The sequence below is a fragment of the Pseudomonas sp. KBN12P06040 genome, assembly GCF_037574965.1.
GTDB lineage: Bacteria > Pseudomonadota > Gammaproteobacteria > Pseudomonadales > Pseudomonadaceae > Pseudomonas > Pseudomonas aeruginosa.
In genome coordinates this window covers 4025951-4050375 of record NZ_JBBELS010000001.1, presented here as the reverse complement: position 1 = coordinate 4050375, position 24425 = coordinate 4025951, and the positions used below count along the sequence as shown (strand labels likewise).

Genomic DNA, 24425 nt, shown 5'->3' with positions numbered 1-24425 from the left:
GGCCCAGTCATCTTGTCAGGATGGCTGGTTCGTCTCCAGGTAGGAAATGATTCGCTTCACCGCCAGGTCGGGGTCTTCTGAAAGCGTATCGATCGTTATGTTCGGCTGTGCGGGCGTTTCGTAGATCGAGTCGATCCCGGTGAAGTTTTCGATCTTGCCCGAGCGTGCTTTCCTGTACAGGCCTTTGGGATCTCTTCTCTCGCATTCCGAGAGCGGCGTGTCGACAAAGACCTCGATGAAATGCTCGATGCCGATAAGCTCCCTAGAGAGGCGCCTGTCTCGCGAAAATGGCGAGATGGTTGCAACGATCACGATAAGGCCGGCTTCCAGCAGGATCTTTGCCACTTCCGCGATTCTTCGAATGTTCTCGGTGCGATCTTCGTCGCTGTAGCCAAGGTTTCGGCACAGACCAAGGCGGAGATCGTCGCCGTCCAGGAGAAACGTATGTTTCTTCTGTTCGAAAAGCGCTAGTTCCAGGGCATTCGCAATAGTGGATTTTCCAGCGCCACTCAACCCGGTCAGCCAGATGACCGCTGGGCGTTGGCGCTTGAGCGCACTGCGTGTCTCGTTATCGATCGATCGTTTTCCATGTTCACGAGGGTTCATCGCTGTTTCTGCCTGGAGGATTGGTTAACTGCATGGGAAGGGGGACCTCCCGAAGTTGGAGTTGGATTCCGTTGGAGGCCGGTACTTCTTCTAATGCGCGGTCAGGGCGTGTTTGTGCAGTTAGTTAAGTTAACGTTGCGCCAAATAAGTGCGTATAAGAAATTTCTTTATTTTCAGTAGGATGTTCTTTCCCTTAGGTATTTAAGCAAGTGGCTGGTTTCATTTGTCTTCCAGCCATGGCCGTGCAGTGTTCGGTCGCGAGGGTGCTGTTGGAGACCGAGAAAACAGGGGAACGCATCCAGCGTTTTCCGGGGCGCAGAGTTGGTCGATGGAATAGCGCAGCTTCGACCGGAACTCACCGCAGGTGACTTCCCGATCGGACGAGCCGAGAAAATAGTACCTCTGTGCTATTCGACCTTCTTCGCCGCGACGCTATAGTCCCGCCCTTGATCCCCGCGTTTCGCGGAAACCGGTTGTGCAGGACGCACGCGATTTGGAAGGAACCATGACTCGGCAATCCGCACTCGCCACCGGCCCGGAGGCCAGCGATTGGTGGCGCTTCGGCAGCGGCGACGAGCCGGCGCGCGAATTGTTCTTCGCCGGTGGGCGTTCGCTTGCGGCGTCGAGAAAACCTGCCGCCGCACCGCGCGGAATGGCCGTGGCCGAGCAGGCGAACCGCGCGCAAGCGTCCGGGCAGGACGCCGCGCCGGGCCTGCGAGCCTTCGACCTGCTGCCTGGCAACCCGCCGAAGAACCCTTAGACACGGAGTCAACCCATGCGCCGGATATTCATCGCGCCGTTACTGGCGTCGCTTTCCCTGGGCGGCTGCATCCAGATGGACACGCTGCCCGAGGTCTATGCCCGCAGCCAGTGGAAGGGCCGTTCCGCCGAGGAAGCGATAGCCTTCTTCGGTACGCCGCAGAACATGGAGCGCACCGCCGACGGCTCGCAGGTGGTGATGCAGTGGTACACCGACACCAGCTATTCCCGCTATGAAGTGGTGGGCTCCAGCTCGGAGATGCAGGGCAACGTGATGGTGAACACCAACTACTGGGATACCGTCAACCACCCCAATCGCTGCATCATTTCCGTCACCGTCGACAAGAGCAAGCGGATCACCCAGTTCGAGGCCGACGACGGCGAGTTGCTGCTGTCCCACGGCTGCGCCGGCATGAAGTACGGCCCGCCGTAGGCCTGCGCTCCTCGACCTGCCTTGCCTCAGGAAGCGTGGCTGGCGGTCTCCGGGCGCTCGCGCAGGGCGCGCAGGGTGGCGCGCAATTCCGTGGGGCGCACGGGCTTGGAGAGCAGGGCGATGTCGGTGTCTTCGACGCTGGCCTGGATACGCTCGATGTCGTGGCCGCTGATCACCAGCGCCGGTATCGCCTCTCCGCGTTGCCGCCGTACCCGCTCGATGCACTCGACGCCGGAGGCGTGGGGGCCGAGGTCGTAGTCGACGACCAGGATGTCGCAATCGGTTCGCCAGCCGTCCGCCTCGGTTTCCGCCTGGACCGTGCAGCCCCAGCGTTCGAGCAACGCCGAGGTGGCGCGCAGGACGTTGCGATCATCTTCCACCAGGCACACCCGCAAACCGGTGAGCAGGCCGGCCTGCAGGGGATCGTCGCGGCGGGGCAGGGCTTGCGCGGCGACCGCCGGCAGGCCGTGCAGGGTCACCGCGGTGCCGCGTCCGACCCGCGAGCGCAGCGTCACCTCGATCCCGGTCAACTGCCCCAGGCGACGGACGATGGACAGCCCCAGGCCGATTCCCTCGACGTCGCGGTCGCGGGTCTCGCGTACCCGGTAGAACTCCTCGAACACCCGCGGCAGGTGTTCCTCCGCGATCCCCCGGCCCTGGTCGTAGATGGCTACGGCCAGGCCGTCGCCTCGCCGCCGCACGCCGATCAGCAGCGGGCGCTCGGCGGCGTACTTGAGGCTATTGGAGAGCAGGTTCTGCAGCATGGTCGACAGCAGCCCCGGATCGGTTCGCGTCCACAGGCGGCAAGGGCGCAGGCGCAACTCCACCCCGGCCCAGCGCGCCGCCTCGGCGTTGCGCCGGACCAGGTCGCGCAGCAACTCGCCCAGGTGGACGTTCTCCTGCTTGGGCTGGAGCCGGCCGTTGTCGAGGGTGTAGAGATCGAGGATGGAGCGGAACAGTTGCGAGACGTTGAGCAGCGAGCGGTCGATGTTGTCCACCAGGCGCCGTTCCTCGTCGCCCAGGCGGGCGTCGCGCAGGCAGGCGGTGAACAGGCCGATGGAGTGGATCGGCTGGCGCAGGTCGTGGCTGGCCTGGGCCAGCAGGCGCGATTTCTCCTGGTTCGCCTGCAACGCTTCCTCGGTGGCCTTGCGCGTGCGCTCCAGCAGGAGGTGCGCGTAGAAGGGAATGACGGTGCTGGTGGTCATCAGCATCAGCACCATGAACGGCTGAGCCTGCCAGGCCGGGGTCAGGCGATAGATGACCAGTAGCGCGAGCAGCGCCAGGGCGGTGGCGATGGCCAGGTAGCGCGAGCCGTAGCGCATGCCGTTGCCCAGGTTGATCCAGACCATCACCGCGTACAGCGGCAGCGCCGCCTCGCCGCCCACGATCAGGCCGAACGAGGTGCCGGCGTAGTCGTGCAGCATGCAGAAGATCCGCCGCGCCGGGTAGTGCCCCGGCCAGCGCACGATGGCCTGGCGCAGCAGTATGGAGGCGATCAGGAACAGGCCGTAGTAGGCAACGATCGGCAGGTAGGTCTCGACCTTCAGGCCGGGCAGCAGGCCGATCAGCACCACGTAGAGAATCGCGCAGGTGGCCACGATCAGTCGCAGGTTGGCCTGGTCCAGCTCGGTATTCTTCTCGAACTTCATGTGCACCTCCGTGTGCATGGGAGCGCCGCGCGCCTTTTCCTCTGTTTCGCCCCCTTCGTCACGAAGACGGACGAAGGGTGGGCGCGGCGGTAGCGGGCTAAGGTAGCATGCGCGGCGGAAACTGCGACTCCTGGAGACTACAAGAATGACTGGCCGCATCATCGTCGCCGATGATCATCCGCTGTTTCGCGAGGGCATGCTGAGTATCCTCCAGCGCCTGCTGCCCGAGGCCAGGATCGAGGAGGCCGGCGATCTCGCCGGGGTCCTGCGCCTGGCTGGTGAAGGCGAGCAGCCCGATTCGCTGATCCTCGACCTGCGTTTCCCCGGCCTGACCCGCATCGAGATGCTCGCCGACCTGCGCCGCCGGTTCCCGCGCACCACCCTGATCGTCGTCTCGATGGTCGACGACCCGCAACTCATCGGCGAAGTGATGAACGCAGGGGCCGACGGCTTCCTCGGCAAGAGCATCGCGCCCGAGGAGCTCGGCCAGGCGATTCTGGCCATCCGCGCCGGGGAAGTGCTGGTGCGCTACGAACCCTCCGGCCTCCTGCCGCTGCAGCCCAGCCCGCGCCTGGAGGGGCTCACCGAGCGCCAACTGGATGTCCTGCGCCTGCTGGCCCAGGGCAAGAGCAACAAGGAGATCGGCCGCGCCCTGGACATCTCCCACTACACGGTGCGCATCCATGTGTCGTCGCTGCTGCGGGCGCTGGACGTGCCGTCGCGGACCGCGGCGGCGGTGAAGTATCGGGCGCTGCTGGGGCAGGGGGATGCGGAGTAGCACCATGGGCACGCCGCGGGTGCGCCGAGGCGCCGGGGCTGTTTTAATGGCGCACTCTCCATGGCCAAGGAAACGGACACATGCGTAGCCCGCTTGCCACGATCGCCTGCGCCTGCCTGCTGCTCGGCGGCTGCTCCAAGTCCGCCGAGGACAGCGCCAACCCGTTGCTGGGCAAGGATGCCGAGTGCCTTGAACTGTTCGCCCGCAGCAATGCGCTGTACTGCGACATCCGCGAGGACGAACGCGAATCCCAGGCGAAGGGTACGCCGCGCCGGCACACCGACTACGAGGTAGCCGATGCCGCCTACCTGCTCAAGGCCACCGGGGAGCGCTGCGCGATCGATACGACCTATGTCACGGAGTGTTCGGCGAAGGCCGGGCAGTGGCTGCAGAAGGCCCGCGCCAAGGCGGCGAAGCCCTAGTCGCAGCGCCCGCGCTCAGCGCAGGCGCGTCGCCAGCTCCGCCAGTTCGCCGCGCAGCCAGAGGCTGCCGGCTTCGTCGTCGGCCTGGCGCGACCAGTAGAGATTCAGAGTCACCGCTGGCAGGGCCAGCGGCATCGGTAGCAGGCGGTTGCCCAGGCCGCGGTTGATCAGTTCGGCGTAGCCTCGGGTCAGGGTCAGCAGGTAGCCGCCCTGGGCCACCAGCAACGCCGCCGACAGATAGTGCTGGCAGCGCTGGCGCACCTGGCGGGTCAGGCCGAGGTGGCCGAGGGCCAGGTCTTCGATGCAGATGCCGCGTCGCCGCGAGGTCACCGCGACATGGTCCGCCGCCAGGTACTCCTCCGCACTCAGTTCGCCGGCGAAGCCCGGCCCGGCCATCACGCACAGGCTATCGTCGAGCAGGTGCTGGCGGCGCAGGGCGGCGTCGGTGGGCCGGGCGATCTCGATGGCGAGGTCGATGCGTCCGGCGCCCAGTTCCGCCTTCAGGTCCGCCCAGTGCAGGCTGTTGCAGCGTATCTCGATGTGCGGCGCGGCCTGGCGCAGGTGGTCGAGGATCGCCGGGAGCACCAGCGGCTCCAGTTGCTCCGGCATGTTCAACTGGAAGGTCCGCGCGTCGCGCCGAGGGTCGAATGTCTGGCAGCGATTCATGCTGCGGTGCAGGCCGGCGAGGGCGTCATGGATGCCCGGCGCCAGTCGCTCGGCCAGCGGCGTCGGCGCAACCCCGCGCCCCTGGCGGACGAACAGCGGGTCGCCGAGCTGGTCACGCAGGCGCGCCAGGGCGTGGCTGACGGCCGACTGGCTGAGATGCAGGAGGCCCGCCGCGCGGGTCAGGTTGCGTTCTCGATAGACCACTTCGAAGACCCGGAACAGGTTCAGATCGAAACGGCTGAGGGGCGACCATTCATGTGGCTGATTCATGTTTGCGCGCGCCTGTCTGGGGAAGGCGCCAGCCTAGCAGGCATGCTCGCCGATAGAACCATGCATAGGCTTCATGGATGGCGATGAATAAGCCTCAGTTCTGCCGCTTCCTTCGGCTGCCTAAGATGCCTGCGATGATGACCAACGCGCCGCCGGGCCAGCTCCTTTCGCCGGCCGCCTGACCCGCTCCCCGGAGAACCTGCCGTGACCGCTCCCTTCAACGCCTTGCTGATCGCCAACCGCGGCGAGATCGCCATTCGCATCGCTCGCGCCTGCGCCGACCTGGGTATCCGCTCGGTGGCGGTGTTCGCCGAGGACGATGCCGCTTCCCTGCACGTGCGCAAGGCCGATGTCGCGCTGCCGCTGGCCGGCCGTGGCGTGGCGGCCTATCTCGACATGGATCGGCTGGTCGCGCTGGCCCTGGAGCAGGGCTGCGAGGCGATCCATCCGGGCTACGGTTTCCTCGCCGAGAACGGCGAATTCGCCCGGCGCTGCCAGCGCGCGGGCATCCACTTCGTCGGGCCGCAAGCGGAAGTGCTCGACCTGTTCGGCGACAAGGCTGCCGCGCGTGCCCTGGCCGAGCGCCTGGAGGTGCCGCTGGTGGCCGGGATCAACCGCGCGGTCAGCGTCGAAGAGGCCGAAGCGTTCCTGGAAGGGCTGGGCGATGGCGCCGCGGTGATGCTCAAGGCTCTTGCCGGCGGCGGCGGACGTGGCATGCGTGCAGTGGAGGAGGTCGCGCAACTGGCCGATGCCTACCGCCGCTGCCGTGCCGAGGCGCAGGCGGCGTTCGGCCGGGACGAGTTATACGTCGAGCAACGGGTGGCGCGGGCCCGGCACATCGAGGTACAGGTGCTCGGCGACGGCAGCGGTGCGGTCAGCCACCTCTGGGAGCGCGATTGCAGCCTGCAACGGCGCCAGCAGAAACTGCTGGAGATCGCCCCCAGCCCGGACCTGCCGGAGGCCACCCGCGAGGCGCTGATCGATTGCGCCCTGCGCATGGCCGGCGCGGTGCGCTATCGGGGGATCGGTACCTTCGAGTTCCTGGTCGACGAGGAGCGCCCCGGGCGCTTCTATTTCATGGAAGCCAATCCGCGCATCCAGGTGGAGCATACCGTCACCGAGGAAGTCACCGGGGTCGACCTGCTGCACGCCCAGTTGCGTCTCGCCGCCGGTATGGAGCTTGCCGCCCTCGGCCTGGAGCGACCGCCGGCGATCGGCGGCTGCGCGGTGCAACTGCGGATCAACCTGGAGACCCTGGCGGCCGACGGCAGCGCCCGTCCGGCGGTGGGCACTATCGGCGCCTACGAACCGCCCAGCGGTCCCGGCCTGCGGGTGGACGGCTACGGCTATGCCGGCTATCGGGTCAGCCCCAGCTACGATTCGCTGCTGGCCAAGCTGGTCGTGCGCGGTGTGGATTATCCCGCCGCGTTGCGCCGGGCCTACCGGGCGCTCTGCGAGTTTCGCCTGGAGGGGGTGACGAGCAACCTGGACCTGCTGCGCAACCTTCTGCTGCATCCGGCGGTACAGGCCAACCGGGTCGACACCCGCTTCGTCGAAAGCCACCTGGAGACACTGCTGGCGCCTATCCCGGCGAGCCATCCGCGGCTCCGCGCCGAGTGCCCGCTCGCCGAGGACGCCGCGCCTGCGCGGGTCGAGGCGCCACTCGGCAGCCTGCCGCTGCCTGCGCCGAGCAGCGGGGTGCTGGTGGCCCTGGAAGTGGCCGAGGGCGAACGGGTGCGTGCCGGCCAGCGGGTCGCGATCCTGGAAGCGATGAAGATGGAATTCGAGGTCAAGGCACCCGGCGGGGGGATCGTCCGGCGGCTCGCGGCGAGCCTCGGGGAGCCTCTGGAGGAGGGCGCGACGCTGCTGTTCCTTGAACCGACGGAGGATGACGACGAGCAGGCACCGACCGAACAGGCGCTGGACCTGGCGCATATCCGCGCCGATCTCGCCGAGGTACTCGAGCGCCAGGCAGCGCTGGGCGACGAGCGTCGTCCGCAGGCGCTGGCCAGGCGGCGCAAGACCGGACAGCGTACCGCGCGGGAGAACGTGCTCGACCTGCTGGACGAGGGCAGCTTCAGCGAATATGGCGGTTTCGCCCTGGCCGCCCAGCGTCGCCGGCGCTCCGCCGAGGAGTTGCTGGAGCTGAGCCCCGCCGATGGCCTGGTCGCCGGCACCGGTACGGTGGGGGCCGCCAGCTTCGGCGCGCAGGCCGCGCGTTGCCTGGTGCTGGCCTACGACTACACGGTGTTCGCCGGCACCCAGGGGGTGATGAACCACAAGAAGACCGACCGCCTGCTCGGCCTGGCCGAACAGTGGCGCTTGCCGCTGGTGCTGTTCGCCGAGGGCGGCGGCGGGCGCCCGGGCGATACCGATTTCGTCGGCGTCGCCGGCCTCGATTGCCATACCTTCGTCGGCATGGCCCGGCTCTCCGGGTTGGTGCCGCTGGTGGGAGTGGTCTCCGGTCGCTGCTTCGCCGGCAATGCCGCGTTGCTGGGCTGCTGCGATGTGATCATCGCCACCCGCGACGCCACCATCGGCATGGCCGGCCCGGCGATGATCGAGGGCGGCGGCCTGGGCCGTTTCGCCGCCGAGGAGGTCGGTCCGACGGGCGTGCAGGGGCCCAACGGAGTGATCGACGTACTGGTGGCGGACGAGGCCGAAGCGGTCGCGGTGGCCAGGCGCTACCTCGGCTATTTCCAGGGCCCGCTGGCCGACTGGAGTTGCGCCGACCAGCGCGAGTTGCGCCACCTGGTGCCGGAGAACCGCCTGCGTGCCTATGACATCCGCCAGGCGATCGAGGTCCTGGCCGACCGGGGCAGCGTGCTGGAACTACGGCGCCAGTTCGCTCCCGGCCTGGTCACCGCGCTGCTGCGCATCGAGGGCCGGGCGTTCGGCCTGATCGCCAACAACCCTGGCCATCTCGGCGGCGCCATCGATGCCGCGGCCGGCGACAAGGCCGCGCGCTTCATGCAGTTGTGCGACGCCTTCGACATCCCGATCGTCTCGCTCTGCGACACCCCTGGCTTCATGGTTGGCCCGGAGGCGGAAAAACAGGCCACGGTGCGCCACGTCTCGCGGATGTTCGTCAGCGCCGCCAGCCTGACGGTGCCGTTCTTCACCGTGGTCCTGCGCAAGGGCTACGGACTGGGAGCCCAGGCCATGGCGGCGGGCAGCTTCCATTCGCCGCTGTTCACCGTCGCCTGGCCCAGCGGCGAGTTCGGCGCCATGGGCCTGGAAGGCGCGGTGCGGCTGGGCTTCGCCAAGGAGCTGGCGGCCGAGAAAGACCCCCAGCGGCGCGAGGCGCTGTTCCGCGGCATGGTGGACAAGGCCTACCGCAATGGCAAGGCGCTGAACATGGCCAGCTACCTGGAGATCGACGCGGTGATCGACCCGGCGGAGACCCGCGCCTGGCTCCTGCGCGGCCTGGCCGTCGCCGGAGAACCGGCGCCGAGGACGGGGCGCAAGCGGCCGTTCGTGGATACCTGGTAGATGGTCGGCCCGCAGTGCCCTGGCGCCTCAGGACGACGGCGGCGTCGCCTGAACCTGCGCGGCGACCGCCGCCTTGTCGATCACCGACCAGACGCCGGCGATGCGCTCGTCTTCGAATTCGTAGAAGACGTTCTCGGCGAAGCGTACCCGCTGGCCGTTGACCGGGATGCCGAACAGCCGGCCGCCGGGTGTGCAGTCGAAGTGCAGGCGGCAGGCGACGCCCGGCGGATCGACGAGCAGGCGTTCGATCTCGAAGCGCAGGTCGGGGATTGCCAGGAAGTCGCCTTCGAGCATCCGCAGGTAGCCGTCGAGTCCGATCTGCACGTCGTTGTAGCGCACCCGGTCATGGACGAAGTCGCCCAGGCGCGCCCAGTCCTGGCGGTTCAGGCAGTCGATGTAGGCGCGGTAGCGCTCGGCGAGTCGGTCACGGGTCATGCGGGTCTCCTTCGAGCTGTCCGGGCGGCATGAGCCAGACCCTAGCAAACCCGCGAGACGCCGTCAGTCGCTAGGCTTCAGCCCAGGCGCATGGACAGCTCGACATCCTCGGCGAAGGGCGTCGACAGGTAGCCGTTGGCCGGCGAGCGGACATGGGCCAGGTACTCGGGACTATGCTCGGCGTTGTCGGCGATCACCAGCGCGCCGGGGCGCAGGCGGCTTTCCAGCAGGGCGAGGACCTCCGGGTAGAGCGCCTTGGCGCCGTCCAGCAGGACCAGGTCGATGCTATCCGGCAGGTCCTTGGCGAGGGTTTGCAGGGCATCGCCCTCGCGCAGTTCCACCAGGTCGAGCAGCCCCCCGGCGGCCAGGTTGTGCCGTGCCCGCTCGGCCTTGGAGGGTTCGAACTCGCTGCCGATCAGGCGGCCACCGCCGTTGTCCCGCAGCGCTGCGGCGAGGTGCAGGGTGGACAGACCGAAGGACGTGCCGAACTCGACGATGCTGCGCGCCGAGCTGCTGCGCGCCAGCATGTAGAGCAGGCTGCCGGTTTCGCGGGAGACGGGCAGCGCCAGATCCTTCAGACGGCCGTAGAACTCGCGGTATTCGGTCTTGCTGCCCATGAGGCGCTTCAGCTCGGCCTCCGAGAGGTCGGCGAGGGCGGGACTGTCGCCCGGTGCGCTGGCTTCGGCTTCGGCGAACAGGCGTTGCAGGAGATCGGCGAGCGGGGCGTTGGTGAGGGTATTCATGGATGGCTCCGGGAATGTTTGAGCGCGTAAGTGCGTGGACCTAGAATGCGACGGATTCATCGCATTCCGCCATTCGCATTCCGGAGCCTTCCATGAGCGACAAGCGAAACCCGCGTATTTCCTCGCGCAAGCAGCCGCAGCAGGCCCGTTCCAGCGAGTTGGTGGCGAGCATCCTGGAGGCGGCTGTTCAGGTTCTGGCCAGCGAAGGCGCGCAACGTTTCACCACCGCGCGGGTGGCGGAGCGCGCCGGGGTGAGCATCGGTTCGCTGTACCAGTATTTCCCGAACAAGGCGGCGATCCTCTTCCGCCTGCAAAGCGACGAGTGGCGGCGCACCACGCGTCTGCTCGGCGAGATCCTCGAGGACACCGCCCGGCCGCCGCTGGAGCGCTTGCGCCGGCTGGTGCTGGCATTCGTGCGCTCGGAGTGCGAAGAGGCGGCGATACGCGTGGCGCTGAGCGACGCGGCGCCGCTGTATCGCGACGCCGACGAGGCGCGGGAGGTGAAGGCGGAGGGCGCGCGGGTGTTCCAGGCGTTTCTCCGGGAGGCCTTGCCGGAGGTCGCCGAGGCCGAGCGCGGCCTGGCCGGCGAATTGCTCACCACCACCCTCGGCGCGGTCGGCAAGCAGTTCTCCGAACAGCCACGCAGCGAGGCGGAGATCGAGCGTTACGCCGAGGCCCTGGCCGATATGCTCTGCGCCTATCTCGCCGCCCTTGGCGAGCGCTGAGGTGCCGTGTGGCCGGAGCAAAACCGTCGCTTGGTCCAGCGGCCCCAGGTACGCGGCTGGCGCGTGCGTAGGCTTGGCGGAGCAGGCGTGTATCGGCGGAAGCGACCGGCGCCTGCCGGTCGCGGGAGGGATCAGGCTTCGGCGATGCCGGTGACGACGATGCCGAAGCGGCGCAGCAGCAGTTCCGCCGGCTCGTCGCTTTCCAGCTTGCCGGTGCTGTAGTGGCCCGGCTTGAGGTTGGCCTCGGCCCATTCCAGCAGGTGCTCGGCGACCTCTTCGGGGCTCGGCTTGTGGGGGAACGGCAGGACTTGACGCTCGGTGGCTTCGTCCTTGCTGTAGGTGATTGCCCAATCGCTCATGGGTAGGCTCCTTGTTTTCGCTGAGTTGGCAGGCCGGCACGGCCCGAAGGGTAGACCGGCGCGGTCGCGCAAGGGTTGCCCTGGCGCGATGGGCGGTCCGCGTCCGACTGTCGGCCGAGGGCGGAAAACACTTATGATTCAGCCACATGCTTTGTCTGGACCGGTCCCCGATGCTGTCTGCCGTACGGCGCTACAAGTCGATGCTTTCCAGCGCCCTGGCGCGTTGTTTCCCGCGTACCACCGCCTACCTGCAGGCCGAGCGCGAGGCCCGCGAAGCCTTGTTGCAGCCGGCCAAGGCCCGCTCCCGGAAGAACGCCGCGAAGGTCCCGGGCAAGGCCGCCGGCAAGCCTGCGAAGGGCGCCGTTCGGGGGACTCCGCGCAAGCCCGCTGCCGCCTCGCGGCGCGCGCCGCAGGGAATCTATCCGGCTGCCGCACTGAAGGTCGACGAATCCCAGGAGCGCGCCATGCGCGAGCAGGTGGCGCAGGCCGCGACGCTCGGCGTGGTCAGCCCGCCGTCCGAGGAACAGTGGGCGATGATCCTCTGCCGCCAGCCGCTGGCGCGGATCTTTGCCGGTGCCGGCTCGGGCAAGTCGACCACCCTGGTCCTGCGGGTGGTGTTCATGCTCTGCCACCTGGGCGTCGAGCCGCAGCGGCTGACGGTGATTTCCTTCACCAACGCCTCCTGCGCGCAGTTGCGCGAACAATTGCTGCGCGTGCTCGCCCATTGGCAATACCCGTTCGACGCGGCCCAGGCGCGGCAGTGCGTGCGCACTTTCCATTCGGCGCTCGGCAGCCTGGCCCGCGAGGTGCTCGGCAATCCGCGCTGGTTCGAACAACTGGACGACCGCGACCCCGCCGCCGAGCCGGACAACCCCCTTGCCGCCGGACGCCTGCGTCCGGCCCAGCAGCGCCTGCTGAAGCAGGCCTACCAGCAGTGCTACGCGGCAAGCCCGGCGTTCCGCGCCAAGACCCACAAGCTGCTGGAACTGCCGCCGCCGGCGGAGCCGGAAGAGGGCGCGCGGCGGCAGCCGAAGGCGCCGCTGGAGCCGTTCAAGCTGGCCGGCGAGTTCCAGGCGCTGCCGCTGTACGAAGCCTTCCATGCCCAGGCCGGGTTCGCCGAGAGCCTGGGCCTGCGCGTCGAACGCCTGGACAGCGGCAAGCTGGAATGCGGGTTGCGCGAGAAGATCTTCGTCGAAGCCATGGCACTGTTCTGGGCGAGGTTCCAGGCACTGTTGCGCGAGGAGGGCCTGATGACCTTCGACGCCGCGTTCCAGCAGCTCGGCGAGCGGATGGCCGGCGGGGCTCTGGCGGAAACGGCATTGGCGCCGTTCACCCATCTGCTGATCGACGAGTTCCAGGATGTCTCGCCGCAGATCGTCCTCTGGCTACAGGCGTTGCACCGTCGCCTGGCGACCCAGGGCACCGCGCCGAGCCTGATGGCCATCGGCGACGACTGGCAGTCGATCTACGGCTGGCGCGGCAGTTCGCCGGAGCTGTTCATCGACTTCGACCGGCATTTCCCTTCGCGTGGGCGGGGACGCAAGAGCGCGCTGCTGGTGCTGGAAACCAACTACCGCTCCGTCGAACCGATCATTCGCGACGGCGAGAAGGTGCTGGCCGGGGTGCGTTTCAAGCAGGACAAGACCTGCCGCGCGTTCCGCCCGATCCAGCCGGGCGACCATGGCGTGAAGCTGGTGCAGCGTTTCGACCTGCGTGCGCAACTGCCGAAGCTACTGGCGGAAATCCGCGCCCAGTGCGAGCACGCCGCCGCTCGCGAGAGCAGCGAGCGCACCGCGGTGCTGTTGTTGAGCCGGCGCAACGAGCCGTTGCAGGCGATCCAGGCGGAGTTGGATCGCGCGCTGCCGGTGAAGGGCATGACCATCCATCGCGCCAAGGGCCTCCAGGCCGAAGTGGCGATCGTCGTCGACGACTGCCTGCCGGGCGAGAAGCATCCGTTGCGCAACGCGCTGTACGCGGCATCGGGCTTCTTCCGCAACAGTTACGACCAGGCCATGGAGGACGAAAGCCTGCGCCTGGCCTACGTGGCGATCACCCGTGGCGTCAGCCGGGTGCTCTGGTACACGCGCAAGGCGCAGGGCGCCACGGCCCTGTTGGCCCGACGCTGAGGACGACCGTCTCGGCGGGCTACGCCTGGCGCTGCATCCAGGCGCTGAATGCGCGCAGGCGCTCGATGAACACCGCCGGGTCGGTGACCTGGCCGTCCAGCACGGCCTTGAAATATTCCAGGGCCGGCGCCTGTCCGGGGTGCCGCGCGCGAAACAGCGCCAGGTAATGCTCCAGGGTCTCCGGCCAGACGCTTTCCGTCTCCCCGCGAAGGATGTCGCTGGAGCGGATCAGCTTCTTCGCCGCTTCTCGTTGCAGGCGGCGGCGCTCCTCCTCCGAGGACGCGCTTTCCAGGCGTCGCGCATAGTCTTCCAGCACCTGCGCATAGTCGCCGTTGAGGGCCAGGGCGATGGCTTTCGCCGGACGCAAGGGCGGCAGGGCGCTGGCCAGGTCTTCGCCCCACAGGCAGCGGCAGCGGTGCTTGAGCCAATAGCCCCAGCTATCGCGGTTGGCCGGATCGCGGGCCTGGCCCAGGTGGCCGATATCGAAATCGATCTTGCTGACTTCCGGGTGGCGCGCCTGCAATGCCAGGCGCGCGGTTTCCAGTTGCGCGGCCAGTTCGGGGCTGGGCGGGTCGCGCAGGACCAGGGTCAGGTCGAGGTCGGAGCGCCCCGTGATGGCCTCGCCGCGGGCGACGCTGCCGTACAGGTAGACGCTGTGCACGGCCTGCTCGAACGGAGGCCGGGCCAGGGTTCGGCGCAGGTCGTCGAGCAGGGGGCGAAAGGCCGCCTGCGGTTCGACGCGTGGCGGCAGGGGAATGAAGCCATCGGGCATGTCCATGCCGACAGCCTAGCGACACGCCGCCCGCGCGTCGATCAGCCTGCGTTGCGGAACAGCAGCGCCTTGAGGCCCGCCGCGGGGTCGACATCGGGGAACTCCGGCGGATTCTCCAGGCGTTCGACGAAGTGCAGCGACGGCGCCCCGCGGGCGGTTTCCTCGAGGAGGAAGTCGGGGCCGATGGCCGGGTCGTTGATACAGGCCAGCAGGGTGCCGCCGGGCACCAGCAGTTCCGGCAGGCGGCGGAGGATCCTGCGGTAGTCCTGGGTCAGGACGAAGCTGCCCTTCTGGAAGCTCGGCGGATCGACGATCACCAGGTCGTACGGGCCGAGCTTGCGCAGCTTGCCCCAGGACTTGAACAGTTCGTGGCCGAGGAAGCTCACCCGGCCGAGGTCGTGGCCGTTCAGGCGGTGATTGTCGCGGCCGCGGTTGAGCGGGCCGCGGGCCATGTCCAGGTTGACCACCTGGCTGGCGCCGCCGGCAATGGCCGCCACCGAGAAGCCGCAGGTGTAGGCGAACAGGTTGAGCACGCGGCGGCCGGCGGCCTGCTCCTGCACCCAGCGGCGGCCCAGGCGCATGTCGAGGAATAGCCCGGTGTTCTGGTTGCGTCCCAGGTCGAGGCGGAAGCGCAGTCCGTTTTCCACGATGTCCCAGGTTTCCAGCGGCTCGCCCGACAGCCATTCGCAGGCGCTGTCTGGGCGGTAGCGGTGCTGCAGGACCAGGTGCCGGCCCTGGCTCGCAGCCCAGGCCGGCGCCGTGGTCAGTTGCCCCAGGGTCCGACGCAAGGCCTCCAGTTCCTCCGGCTGCGGCTCCTTGAACAGAGTCACCAGCAGGACGCCCTGCAGCCAGTCCGCGGTCAATTGTTCCAGGCCCGGCCAGCAGCGGCCGCGACCATGGAACAGACGGCGGGTCTCCGCCGGCGCCGGGGACAGCGCGGCGAGCAGGTGCTGGAGGAGGGTATCGAGGGCTTCGCGATTCATGGCGGTTCGGCGTTGAAAAAGGGGCGGATTCTACCCGTTGCGTGACGGACAGTCCGCCCCTTCGCTTCAATCGGGCGTCGCGGGCGCAGGCGCGGCGCTGGCCGGGCCGCCATCCTGGATCATCAGCAGGCTCTGTGGCGAGGACAGCGCGATGCCTTCGCTGCGCAAGCGGTCGAGGATGGTGAAGAGCAGGTCGCTGCGCGCGCCGGCCACCGAACGCGGGCTGTTGACGAAGCCGCTGGCGTTGAGCACCAGGCCGTTGCTGGCGAGATCCTTGAACGTCACCGAGGGCGCCGGCGCGTCGAGGATCGCCGGGTGTTCGGCGAAGGCCTGCAAGAGCAGTTCGCGGACCTTCATCGCGTCGGTGTCCAGCGGCAGGGTCAGGTTCACCCCGACCACCCCGAGGGCATTGCCCATGGTCACGTTGCGCACGGTCTGGGAGATGAACTGCGAGTTCGGCACGATCACCGTGGAGCGGTCGCCCATCTGGATCTCGGTGGCGCGCACGTTGATCCGCCGGATATCGCCCTCGACCCCGCCCAGGCTGACCCAGTCGCCGACTTTCACCGGCCGCTCGGTCAGCAGGATCAGGCCGGAAATGAAGTTCTGCACGATGGCCTGCAGGCCGAAGCCGATGCCTACCGAGAGGGCGCTGACCACCCAGGTCAGGCTGGTCAGGTTGATGCGCAGGGTGGACATCACCAGCATCGCCAGGAGCACGAAGCCGAGGTAGCCGACCAGGGTCACCAGCGAGGCGCGCATGCCGGCGTCCATGTTGGTTTCCGGCAGCAACCGCTCGCTCAGCCAGCGCTTGACGATGCGCAGGGCGAACAGGCCGCCGACGAACAGCAGCAGGGCGACCAGGATGTCCTGCGGGACGATGTTCAGGTTGCCCAGGGTCTTGCTGCTTTCGCCCAGTTGGGCGAAGCCCTGCAGCAGTTCGCTGGGGCTTGAGCCGACCGGAAGGAAGGCCAGCAGCAGCGCGGTGAGCAGCAGCAGGGTGCGGCCGACCCCGGCCAGCACCGTGCTGGCCTGGGCCTGGTGGCGCGGCGACAGGCCGAGCGCATTGGCCAGCGCCAGGCCGCTGGGGTGCTTGGGCGAGAGCAGGGTTTCGCATATGTCGCCGAAGAAAGCGATCAGCAGGTAGGTGGTGGCCGCGATCACGCTGATCCACAGCAGCTTGCCGGTGAGGAAGTAGGCCAGCGACAGGTAGCCGGTGAACAGGGCGAGGAGGATCGCCGCGATCCATACCGAGGCGACGAAGGGGATCAGCCCGGCGATCCCGCCTGGCCGCTCCAGGTCGTGCTTGCGCCGCACATGGTGGTAGCGCAGCAGGGCGGCGGCGAAGATCAGCGCGGTGACCAGCGCGGTCAGGCCGTTGAGGGCGACGGTCAGGGCCAGGCTGGTGCCGGTGACGCTGTTGATCCGTTCCTCGGTGGCCACCAGCATCAGCGCCACTGCGAGGATCGCCGGGAACGGGCCGAGGGCGCTGGCGATCCTGTCCGGGATCGCCGGCAGCCGCCAGGATGGTCGCGGCAGCATCAGCAGGGCGCGGCCGAGGCCGGCGATGAAGGCGCAGAAGGTCGCCAGGCTCACCAGTTGATCGGTCAGGCTGGCCATGTCGGGGCTCAGGCTGGCGTTGCTTTCCAGGCCCCAGCGCATCAGCGACACCGCGCCGACGATGGTCAGGATGGTCGCCAGCCCGACCGCCAGGGCCAGGGCGCTGCGCCGCAGGCGGCCTTCCGGCAGCCAGCGGATCATCGCCCAGGTAAGCATGCGTTCCAGCAGGCGGCGGCCGAAGCTCCAGATCAGCACGGTGGCCAGCAGGGTTCCGGCGAAGGCCCAGCGGTGTCCGGGCGCGATGGCGCTGTCGAAGGCGACCAGGGCCTCCGCCTTCAGCTTGTCCAGCCGGCGCAGGTCGTCGTCGGTGGGACGGATCAGGGTCGACCAGAAGCTCGGGCTGAACGGTGTCGCCGCGCGGCTGCTGATCTGCGAGTTGAACAGGCTGCGGCGCAGGTTGACGATCTGTGCTGCCAGGTCGCGGGACGACTGGCCGAGCTGGGTGGCCTGGCGTTCGTCGTCGAGCAGGGCGTTCTTCTGCCGAGTCAGGGCCTGGCGCTGGGCGGCGAGGCTTTCCGCCTCGTCGGGCTGCGGCGGGCCGATCACTTTCAACTGATCGTCGAGCCGCTCGATGTCGGCCACCCGCAGCGCGAGCAGGGCGTCGGCCTGGCGCTGGACTTGCAGCGCGCTCTGGCGCAACTCGGCGAGGAGGTCGTCGCTGGCGTCGGCGGTGACGCGCTGGCGGATCAGGTCGAGTTGCGCGTTGAGCTGGTCGAGGCTGGCGTCCTCGGCCAGGGCGGCCGGCGCTTCCAGGTCGACGGCCGCCTGCGGAGCCGGCCTGGCGGCCCAGGCCTCGCTGCCCAGGCTCAGGAGCAGGCCCAGGGCCATGGCGAACTGGCAGAGCAACATATGCAGGCTGGCGCGCCTCATCGAATCCCCCTTTCGATCCTGACTGGCTCAAGCAGTATGGACCGGTGCGGGCGCCGAGTAATTCCCCGCGTCGATAATCGCCAGGCGGCGCTAAAGGGACATGGATTCTGGCCATATCGATCCCTTTTTGGCCGCCGCCGCCGTTTTGCCGCGACCGCGCGCTGGGCAGAATCCCTCCACCAAGAACAAGAAACCTGCGAGGTCTCTCCATGCTGAGCGTCTACAGCGACGATCATCGTCTGCACTTCGGCCAGTCGGAACTGGTCGACGGCAAGCTGCAACCCTGTTTCGAAATGCCCAGCCGGGCCGACACCGTGCTGGCCCGGGTGAAGTCGCAGAACCTTGGCGAGGTGATCGCGCCGAAGGAGTTCGGCCGCGAGCCGCTGCTGCGCATCCACGACGCCGCCTACCTGGACTTCCTCCAGGGCGCCTGGGCCCGCTGGACCGCCGAAGGCCACAGCGGCGACCTGGTGTCCACCACCTTCCCCGGCCGCCGCCTGCGCCGCGACGGGCCGATCCCCACGGCGCTGATGGGCGAGCTGGGCTACTACAGCTTCGACACCGAGGCGCCGATCACCGCCGGCACCTGGCAGGCCATCTACAGCTCCGCCCAGGTCGCGCTGACCGCCCAGGAGCATATGCGCCAGGGCGCCCGCAGCGCCTTCGCTCTCTGCCGTCCGCCGGGCCATCACGCCGGTGGCGACTTCATGGGCGGCTACTGCTTCCTCAACAATGCCGCCATCGCCACCCAGGCGTTCCTCGACCAGGGCGCCCGGCGCGTGGCGATCCTTGATGTCGACTATCACCATGGCAACGGCACGCAGGATATCTTCTACCGCCGCGACGACGTGCTGTTCGCCTCGATCCATGGCGATCCGCGGGTCGAATACCCGTACTTCCTCGGCTACGCCGACGAGCGCGGTGAAGGCGCCGGCGAGGGCTGCAACCACAACTATCCGCTGGCCCATGGCAGCGGCTGGGACCTCTGGTCGGCGGCGCTCGACGACGCCTGCGTGCGGATCGCCGGCTACGCCCCGGATGCCCTGGTGATTTCCCTCGGCGTGGACACCTACAAGGAAGACCCGATCTCCCAGTTCAGGCTGGATTCGCCGGACTACCTGCGGATGGGCGAGCGCATCGCCCGGCTGGGCCTGCCGACCCTGTTCATCATGGAAGGCGGCTATGCGGTGGAAGCCATCGGCATCAACGCGGTCAACGTGCTGCAGGGCTACGAAGGCGCGGCCCGCTGAGGAGCGAAGCATGCAATCGACTCGCAAGCTGCTGGCCGGCCTCGCGCTGGCCGTTTCCGCCGGGCTGGTCCAGGCCGCGCCGGAAGTACGGATCTACAACTGGTTCGACTACATCGCCCCGGACACCCTGAAGAACTTCCAGGCGCAGACCGGCATCGCGCCGAAGTACGACGTCTACGACAGCAACGAGGTGCTCGAGGCCAAGCTGCTGTCCGGGCATTCCGGCTACGACCTGGTGGTGCCCAGCGACAGCTTCCTGCCCAACTACCTGAAGGCCGAAGTGTTCCAGCCGCTGGACAAGAGCAAGCTGCCGAACTGGAAGAACCTCAACCCGGCCCTGCTCAAGGTGCTTGCCGGCAAGGACCCCGGCAACCGCTACGTGATGCCCTACATGTGGGGCACCAACGGCATCGCCTACAACCTCGACAAGGTCCGCGCGGTGCTCGGCGACGATGCGCCGCTGGACTCCTGGGACCTGGTGTTCAAGCCGGAGAACCTGGCGAAGCTGCAACAGTGCGGCGTGGCCTTCCTCGACTCGCCCACCGAGGTGATCCCCGAGGTGCTGCACTATCTCGGCCTGTCGCCCAACAGCCACCAACCGGAAGACTACCGCCGAGCCGAGGAGCACCTGGCGAAGCTGCGCCCGTACATCACCTACTTCAGTTCTTCGAAGTTCGTCAGCGACCTGGCCAACGGCAACGTCTGCGTGGCCATCGCCTGGTCCGGCGGAGCGATGCAGGCGGCCAACCGGGCCAGGGAAGCGAAGAACGGCATACGCATCGAGTACCGCATTCCGAAGGAGGGCGCCGCGGCCTGGTTCGACGTGCTGGCGATTCCGCGCGACGCGAAGAACGTCGAGCAGGCGCACGCCTTCCTCGACTACCTGCTGCGCCCGGAGGTGGTGGCGCCGATCTCCGACTACGTGGCCTACGCCAACGCGAACAAGGCGGCGGACGGTTTGATCTCGGCGGAGTTGCGCGACAACCCGAACGTCTACCCGCCGGAAGAAGTGCAGGCCAGGCTGTATTCGGTGGAAATGCTGCCGCCGAAGCTGGAGCGGCTGCGCACGCGGACCTGGAGCAGGATCAAGACCGGCAAGTGAGCGGCCAGATGGCGGGTTCGCAGGACGCATAGCGCCACAGGCTCTATGCGTCACGCCCCGCAGGCCAGGCGAGCGGGCCGGAACTGCCGTGCACGACCCGCTGGAGGTCGCTTCCAGGCTTCGACCGGGCGCGCCGGCTTGTCCATAATGGCGCTGCCCGACGGTCGCCGCTGGCGGCCGCTTCCTTCCATGCCTGCCTGTGAGTCCGCCATGCGTAAGTCCGCCGATGCCTTCGCCTTCCAGACGATGCTGTTGCTCTGCGTGATCTGGGGCATCCAGCAGGTGACCATCAAGTGGGCGGCGACGGACATCGCGCCGGTGATGCAGGCGGCCATCCGTTCCGGCATCGCCGCCGCCCTGGTCGGCCTGCTGATGTGCTGGCGCGGCGGCTGGGAGGGCTTGCGCCAGGGCACCCTGGGCGCCGGCCTGCTGACCGGCACGCTGTTCGCCCTGGAGTTCCTGTTCATCGCCCTCGGCCTGCAATACACCACGGCTTCGCACATGTCGGTGTTCCTCTATACCGCGCCGATCTTCTCTGCCCTCGGGCTGCACTTCCTGCTTCCCAGCGAACGCCTGCGGCCCTTGCAGTGGCTGGGCGTGGCGGTGTGCTTCGGCGGCATAGCGGTGGCCTTCGGCGGAGGCCTGTCGTGGGCGGAAGTGGATGGGCGGATGCTGCTCGGCGACGCCTTCGGCCTGCTCGCCGGGATGTCCTGGGGCGCGACCACGGTGGCAGTGCGCGGCACCCGGCTGTCCGAGGCACCGCCAAGCCTGACGCTGTTCTACCAATTGTTCGTGGCATGCGCCGGGTTATTGCTGATCGCTCTTTTCAGCGGCCAGTTCGGCGAGGTCCGCTGGACCCCGGTGAGCACCGCCAGCGTGCTGTTCCAGGGCGTGGTGGTGTCGTTCGCCAGCTACTTCTGCTGGTTCTGGCTGCTGCGTCGCTACCTGGCGAACAACCTGGCGATCTTCTCCTTCATGACCCCCCTGTTCGGCGTCACCTTCGGCGTATTGCTGCTGGGCGAGCCGCTCAGCCTGAACTTCGTCGCCGGCGCGGCGCTGGTCCTCGCCGGCATCACCCTGGTCAGCGGCGAGCAGTGGCTGCGACGCCTGCTGCGACGCTGAGCGAGTGCGGCCGGCGCAACAGCAGGCCGGCGAAGACCAGGCCGAGCCCGGCGAGCGCCAGCGCCGGTTGCAGGCCGCCGGCGAAATGCGTGCTGAGCGCCGCCAGCAGCGGGCCGAGCAACTGGCCGAGGGCGAAACCGGTGGTCAGTTGGCCGGCGTTGCGCTGCGGCGTATGCGGCGCCAGTTCGCGGGCGTATTGCATCACCAGTTGCATGCCGGCGAGGAACGGCAGGCCGGTCAGCACTACCCCCAGGGCCAGCCCGCCGATCCCTGGCAGCAGGCAGGCGAGCACGCCGAGGGCCTGTAGCCAGAGCGCGCCGACCAGCCAGCGGCGGGTCCCGTCCGGGTGCTGCCGGCGCAGGCTGATCAGCACCACCCCGGTAGCCGAGGCCAGGCCGAAGCAGGGCCAGAACAGATCGGCCTGCCATTGCCCGTGGAAACGCGCCGCGGCCATCTGCGAGAGAAAGGTGGCCGGGATGATGTAGCCGAGGCCGACCAGTCCGTAGGCCCAGGTCAGGCGGCCGAGGCCGGCGTTCTCGCCTGCCGTGGCAGGCGCGTCTTGGCCGGCGCTGCGTGCGGCCGGGCGCGGCAGCAGCGGCAGGAGCATGAGGACCAGGACCAGCGCGAGGTCGGCGAAGAGCTTCCAGATGAACACCGAGTCCTGGCCCAGGGCGTTGCCCAATGCCGCCAGCAGGCCGGTGACCATCACCCCGATGCCGGGGCCGGCGAACACCAGCGCGCCCAGCCGGGCCCGGCCGCTTTCCGCGGCGAGGCGCTGGCTGAGGGCGGTGACCATGATCAGGACCCAGGCGCTGGCCACGCCAAGACCGAAGCGCAGCAGCGCGTGCGGCCAGAAGCCCTCGGCCCAGACCGAGGCCAGGGTCAGGCCGAAGCAGGCCCATAGCCCGACCAGCAGGCGCAAGCGTGCCTGCCGCGCTTCGCGGGCGAACAGCGCGTCCAGCGCGCCGACCAGGTAGCCGAGGTAGTTGGCGGCGGCCAGCAGACCGGCGCCGGTCAGGTCGAGCTGGCCTTCGCGGATCAGGTGCGGCAGTTGCGGGGTCAGGGAGAAGCGCCCGACCCCCATGGCGACCACCAGCGCCAGCAGGCAGGCGAGCAGGCCGACCAGCGGCGAACGAAGAAAATCACGGGACATGTGCGGATTCCTGCCGGGGGATGAATGGCAGCAGGTTAGGCCTTGCGGCAATTCTGTAAAAATGAATAATCGTGAATTACTTGTTCTGTTTTGGAGAATTAACCGTGGAGTTCGGCCAGTTGAGGATCTTCCAGGCGGTCGCCGAGGAAGGCTCCATCGCCCGCGCCGCCGAGCGCCTGCACCGGGTGCCGTCGAACCTGTCGACGCGCCTGCGGCAACTGGAGGAACAGCTTGGCGTCGACCTGTTCCTCCGCGAACGCCAGCGCCTGCAACTGTCGCCGGCCGGCAAGGTCCTGCTGGACTACGCCGCGCGGCTGTTCGCCCTGCAGGAGGAGGCGCGCGCGGCGGTGCAGGGGGGCGAACCGGTGGGCGATTTCGCCCTCGGCTCGATGTACAGCACCGCGGCGATCCATCTGCCGCCGCGCCTGGCGGAATACCACCGGCGCTATCCGGCGGTGAACCTGCAATTGCAGACCGCGCCCAGCGGCGAGCTGGTCGAGTCGCTGCTGGGCGGGCGCCTGGATGCCGTGCTGGTGGACGGCCCGCTGGACTTCGACGGCCTGGAGGGCCTGCCGATGTTCGAGGAGCGCATGGTGCTGGTCACCGAGAATGGCCACCCGCCGGTGCGCGGTCCCGAGGACGTGGCCGGCAGCGCGGTGATCGCCTTCCGCCCGCGCTGCTCCTATCGCCTGCTGCTGGAGTCCTGGTTCGCCAGCGCGCGGGTGAGCATGGGCCGGGTGATGGAGATCGAGTCCTACCACAGCATGCTGGCCTGCGTGGTGGCCGGCGGCGGGGTGGCGCTGATGCCGGTGTCGATGCTGCAAAGCCTGCCGGGGCGGGAGTCGGTGGCGGTGCATGCGCTGGCCGAACCGTTCGCCCGGGCGAGTACTTGGCTGGTCTGGCGCAAGGGCATGGTCGGCGCCAACCTGAAGGCCTGGATCGGTCTCCTGCAAGGGCGGGAATCGGCGTTGGCTTGATTCAGGTCAGGGTCCGGGGCCGGTTTCCCGCAGTAAAGTTGTTTCCAAGGACGGAGTGGAACGTGCGGAGAGTGGGACGCCGGTCTACTCTTTCCTAGGGCGACCTGACTTGTCAGGTCGCCCGATTCTCCTTCCCTTGGACAAGGGGCCTGTCATGAAACTCTGGCTGCAAAACCTGGCGTGGCAACTCGGTGTCGCCCTTGGCCTGATCGAGCCCCCGCGCATGCAACCCATCCCGGTGGAAAACGACGAGCAACGCCGGCGCCTCGCCGCGCGGCAACGTCGCTGAGCCGGTTCCCCGACGCTCTGGCCTCCGCCTGTGGCGCTGGCCAGAGTCCCGGTTTTGGCCTATCGATCGTGGTTCCTGAACCAGGCGACGATCATTTCCCGCAAACGCTCCCCGGAAAAGCTCGCGAAATGCCCACCATGCACGGTGCGCACCGGTAGCTCGCGCAGGCGCGCGAGGCTGGTGGCATAGTCGTCGAGGTTGGAATGATAGGCGTCCTCGACCAGCGGACCGTCGTAGACGATGTCGCCGGAAAACAGCGTCTGTGTCGCCGCTTCCCACAGGCTGATGCCGCCCGGCGAGTGCCCGGGCGTGTGCAGCACCTGCAGCACGCGGTCGCCGAGATCGAGCACGTCGCCTTCGTCGATCAGTCGGGTCGCCGGCGCTGCTCGCACCCGGTATTCGGCGTAGCACAGCGGGCACTCCGGATGCGCCTCGAACATCTCGTCGCCGACATAGGCGCGCGCCAGGGTGTTGTCGCCGTCCGGCGCGGCGAGGATCTCCGCCTCGGCCGGATGCGCCAGGCGCTCGGCGAATTCGTGGTGGCCGGCGATATGGTCGAAGTGGGTGTGGCTGGCCACCGCCAGCAGCGGTCGTTCGGTGAGCCAGGGCAGTTGCTCGCGCAGGCTGACCAGACCGGAGCCGCTGTCCACCAGCACGTCGCGCTCGCGGCCCTGGACATGCCACATGTTGCAGCGATAGAAGGGGCGCACGTAGGGCTCGTGGATCAGGCTGATACCGTTGTAGAAGTGCCGGGTTTCGAACCAGCGGTCGCGGCTGACGATTCTCATCGCGGTCTCTGTCGGTGGAAAGGCTATCCCAGAAGG

General features: G+C 68.2%; 23 protein-coding genes. 12 read left to right on the top strand and 11 right to left on the bottom strand.

From position 1 onward, the window contains the following. Positions 1-15: 15 nt before the first annotated feature. Positions 16-606, bottom strand: coding sequence for an adenylyl-sulfate kinase (gene cysC / locus VQ067_RS19000; RefSeq protein ID WP_003133289.1), 591 nt, complete (start codon positions 604-606; stop codon positions 16-18). A gap of 505 nt (positions 607-1111) precedes the next feature. On the opposite strand from cysC, the gene VQ067_RS18995 reads away from it, so the two are divergent. Together VQ067_RS18995 and VQ067_RS18990 are read left to right on the top strand one after the other, a co-directional pair. Then, the gene (locus VQ067_RS18995) at positions 1112-1366 is read left to right on the top strand and encodes a hypothetical protein (protein ID WP_003133288.1); all 255 of its coding nucleotides are present in this window, start codon (positions 1112-1114) and stop codon (positions 1364-1366) included. Positions 1367-1381: 15 nt separating this feature from the next. Beyond that, entirely contained in the window at positions 1382-1798 is a 417-nt protein-coding gene (locus VQ067_RS18990) for a hypothetical protein (protein WP_003086969.1), read from the top strand. Between the two features lie 26 nt (positions 1799-1824). Here VQ067_RS18990 and VQ067_RS18985 read toward each other — a convergent pair whose 3' ends face one another. After that, positions 1825-3447: a two-component system sensor histidine kinase gene (locus VQ067_RS18985; RefSeq protein WP_016253649.1), complete on the bottom strand. Its 1623-nt coding sequence runs from the start codon at positions 3445-3447 to the stop codon at positions 1825-1827. A 145-nt stretch (positions 3448-3592) separates the two neighbouring features. On the opposite strand from VQ067_RS18985, the gene VQ067_RS18980 reads away from it, so the two are divergent. After that, complete coding sequence (locus tag VQ067_RS18980) at positions 3593-4225, top strand: response regulator (RefSeq protein ID WP_003086978.1); 633 nt, start codon at positions 3593-3595, stop codon at positions 4223-4225. An 80-nt stretch (positions 4226-4305) separates the two neighbouring features. Next, positions 4306-4647, top strand: coding sequence for a hypothetical protein (locus VQ067_RS18975; RefSeq protein WP_003086981.1), 342 nt, complete (start codon positions 4306-4308; stop codon positions 4645-4647). 15 nt (positions 4648-4662) lie between these two features. On the opposite strand, the gene VQ067_RS18970 is transcribed toward VQ067_RS18975, so the two are convergent. Continuing rightward, entirely contained in the window at positions 4663-5583 is a 921-nt protein-coding gene (locus tag VQ067_RS18970; RefSeq protein ID WP_003086983.1) for a LysR family transcriptional regulator, read from the bottom strand. A 204-nt stretch (positions 5584-5787) separates the two neighbouring features. On the opposite strand from VQ067_RS18970, the gene VQ067_RS18965 reads away from it, so the two are divergent. After that, on the top strand, positions 5788-9075 hold the full coding sequence (locus VQ067_RS18965; RefSeq protein ID WP_033991677.1) for an acetyl-CoA carboxylase family protein: 3288 nt from the start codon (positions 5788-5790) through the stop codon (positions 9073-9075). A gap of 27 nt (positions 9076-9102) precedes the next feature. Here VQ067_RS18965 and VQ067_RS18960 read toward each other — a convergent pair whose 3' ends face one another. Both VQ067_RS18960 and VQ067_RS18955 read right to left on the bottom strand, forming a co-directional pair. Then, positions 9103-9510 (bottom strand): ester cyclase, encoded by a 408-nt coding sequence (locus VQ067_RS18960; protein WP_003145185.1) that lies wholly within the window; start codon positions 9508-9510, stop codon positions 9103-9105. Positions 9511-9587: 77 nt separating this feature from the next. Then, positions 9588-10253 carry an O-methyltransferase gene (locus tag VQ067_RS18955; protein ID WP_023875576.1) on the bottom strand — a complete coding sequence of 222 codons (666 nt, stop codon included), beginning with the start codon at positions 10251-10253 and terminating at the stop codon, positions 9588-9590. A 92-nt stretch (positions 10254-10345) separates the two neighbouring features. Between VQ067_RS18955 and VQ067_RS18950 the strand changes: the two genes are divergently transcribed. Continuing rightward, positions 10346-10978 (top strand): TetR family transcriptional regulator, encoded by a 633-nt coding sequence (locus VQ067_RS18950; RefSeq protein WP_003109573.1) that lies wholly within the window; start codon positions 10346-10348, stop codon positions 10976-10978. Positions 10979-11109: 131 nt separating this feature from the next. On the opposite strand, the gene VQ067_RS18945 is transcribed toward VQ067_RS18950, so the two are convergent. Continuing rightward, the gene (locus tag VQ067_RS18945; protein ID WP_003082927.1) at positions 11110-11337 is read right to left on the bottom strand and encodes a hypothetical protein; all 228 of its coding nucleotides are present in this window, start codon (positions 11335-11337) and stop codon (positions 11110-11112) included. Positions 11338-11507: 170 nt separating this feature from the next. On the opposite strand from VQ067_RS18945, the gene VQ067_RS18940 reads away from it, so the two are divergent. Further along, complete coding sequence (locus VQ067_RS18940) at positions 11508-13463, top strand: UvrD-helicase domain-containing protein (RefSeq protein WP_023092044.1); 1956 nt, start codon at positions 11508-11510, stop codon at positions 13461-13463. 19 nt (positions 13464-13482) lie between these two features. Here the strand turns inward: VQ067_RS18940 and VQ067_RS18935 are convergent, their stop codons facing one another. The 3 genes from VQ067_RS18935 to VQ067_RS18925 all read right to left on the bottom strand — a co-directional run bounded on the left by VQ067_RS18935 (position 13483) and on the right by VQ067_RS18925 (position 17708). Next, the gene (locus VQ067_RS18935; protein ID WP_023875574.1) at positions 13483-14241 is read right to left on the bottom strand and encodes a nucleotidyltransferase domain-containing protein; all 759 of its coding nucleotides are present in this window, start codon (positions 14239-14241) and stop codon (positions 13483-13485) included. A 35-nt stretch (positions 14242-14276) separates the two neighbouring features. After that, entirely contained in the window at positions 14277-15218 is a 942-nt protein-coding gene (locus VQ067_RS18930) for a class I SAM-dependent methyltransferase (protein ID WP_023875573.1), read from the bottom strand. Between the two features lie 66 nt (positions 15219-15284). Further along, positions 15285-17708: a DUF3772 domain-containing protein gene (locus tag VQ067_RS18925; RefSeq protein ID WP_023097846.1), complete on the bottom strand. Its 2424-nt coding sequence runs from the start codon at positions 17706-17708 to the stop codon at positions 15285-15287. A 209-nt stretch (positions 17709-17917) separates the two neighbouring features. Between VQ067_RS18925 and aphA the strand changes: the two genes are divergently transcribed. The 3 genes from aphA (at position 17918) to VQ067_RS18910 (ending at position 21182) form a co-directional block, all read left to right on the top strand. After that, the gene (gene aphA, locus VQ067_RS18920; RefSeq protein ID WP_023099781.1) at positions 17918-18958 is read left to right on the top strand and encodes an acetylpolyamine amidohydrolase AphA; all 1041 of its coding nucleotides are present in this window, start codon (positions 17918-17920) and stop codon (positions 18956-18958) included. Positions 18959-18968: 10 nt separating this feature from the next. Continuing rightward, positions 18969-20060 (top strand): extracellular solute-binding protein, encoded by a 1092-nt coding sequence (locus VQ067_RS18915; protein ID WP_340080884.1) that lies wholly within the window; start codon positions 18969-18971, stop codon positions 20058-20060. A gap of 210 nt (positions 20061-20270) precedes the next feature. Continuing rightward, the gene (locus VQ067_RS18910; RefSeq protein ID WP_003109567.1) at positions 20271-21182 is read left to right on the top strand and encodes a DMT family transporter; all 912 of its coding nucleotides are present in this window, start codon (positions 20271-20273) and stop codon (positions 21180-21182) included. Here the strand turns inward: VQ067_RS18910 and VQ067_RS18905 are convergent. Further along, on the bottom strand, positions 21142-22335 hold the full coding sequence (locus VQ067_RS18905) for an MFS transporter (protein ID WP_003109566.1): 1194 nt from the start codon (positions 22333-22335) through the stop codon (positions 21142-21144). The genes VQ067_RS18910 and VQ067_RS18905 overlap by 41 nt on opposite strands. 104 nt (positions 22336-22439) lie before the next feature. On the opposite strand from VQ067_RS18905, the gene ptrR reads away from it, so the two are divergent. Further along, positions 22440-23312, top strand: coding sequence for a putrescine utilization regulator PtrR (gene ptrR, locus VQ067_RS18900; protein ID WP_003087005.1), 873 nt, complete (start codon positions 22440-22442; stop codon positions 23310-23312). A 154-nt stretch (positions 23313-23466) separates the two neighbouring features. Further along, complete coding sequence (locus tag VQ067_RS18895) at positions 23467-23601, top strand: PA1414 family protein (RefSeq protein WP_003087006.1); 135 nt, start codon at positions 23467-23469, stop codon at positions 23599-23601. Positions 23602-23660: 59 nt separating this feature from the next. Here the strand turns inward: VQ067_RS18895 and VQ067_RS18890 are convergent, their stop codons facing one another. Beyond that, positions 23661-24389: an MBL fold metallo-hydrolase gene (locus tag VQ067_RS18890; RefSeq protein WP_031636365.1), complete on the bottom strand. Its 729-nt coding sequence runs from the start codon at positions 24387-24389 to the stop codon at positions 23661-23663. Positions 24390-24425: the final 36 nt, after the last annotated feature.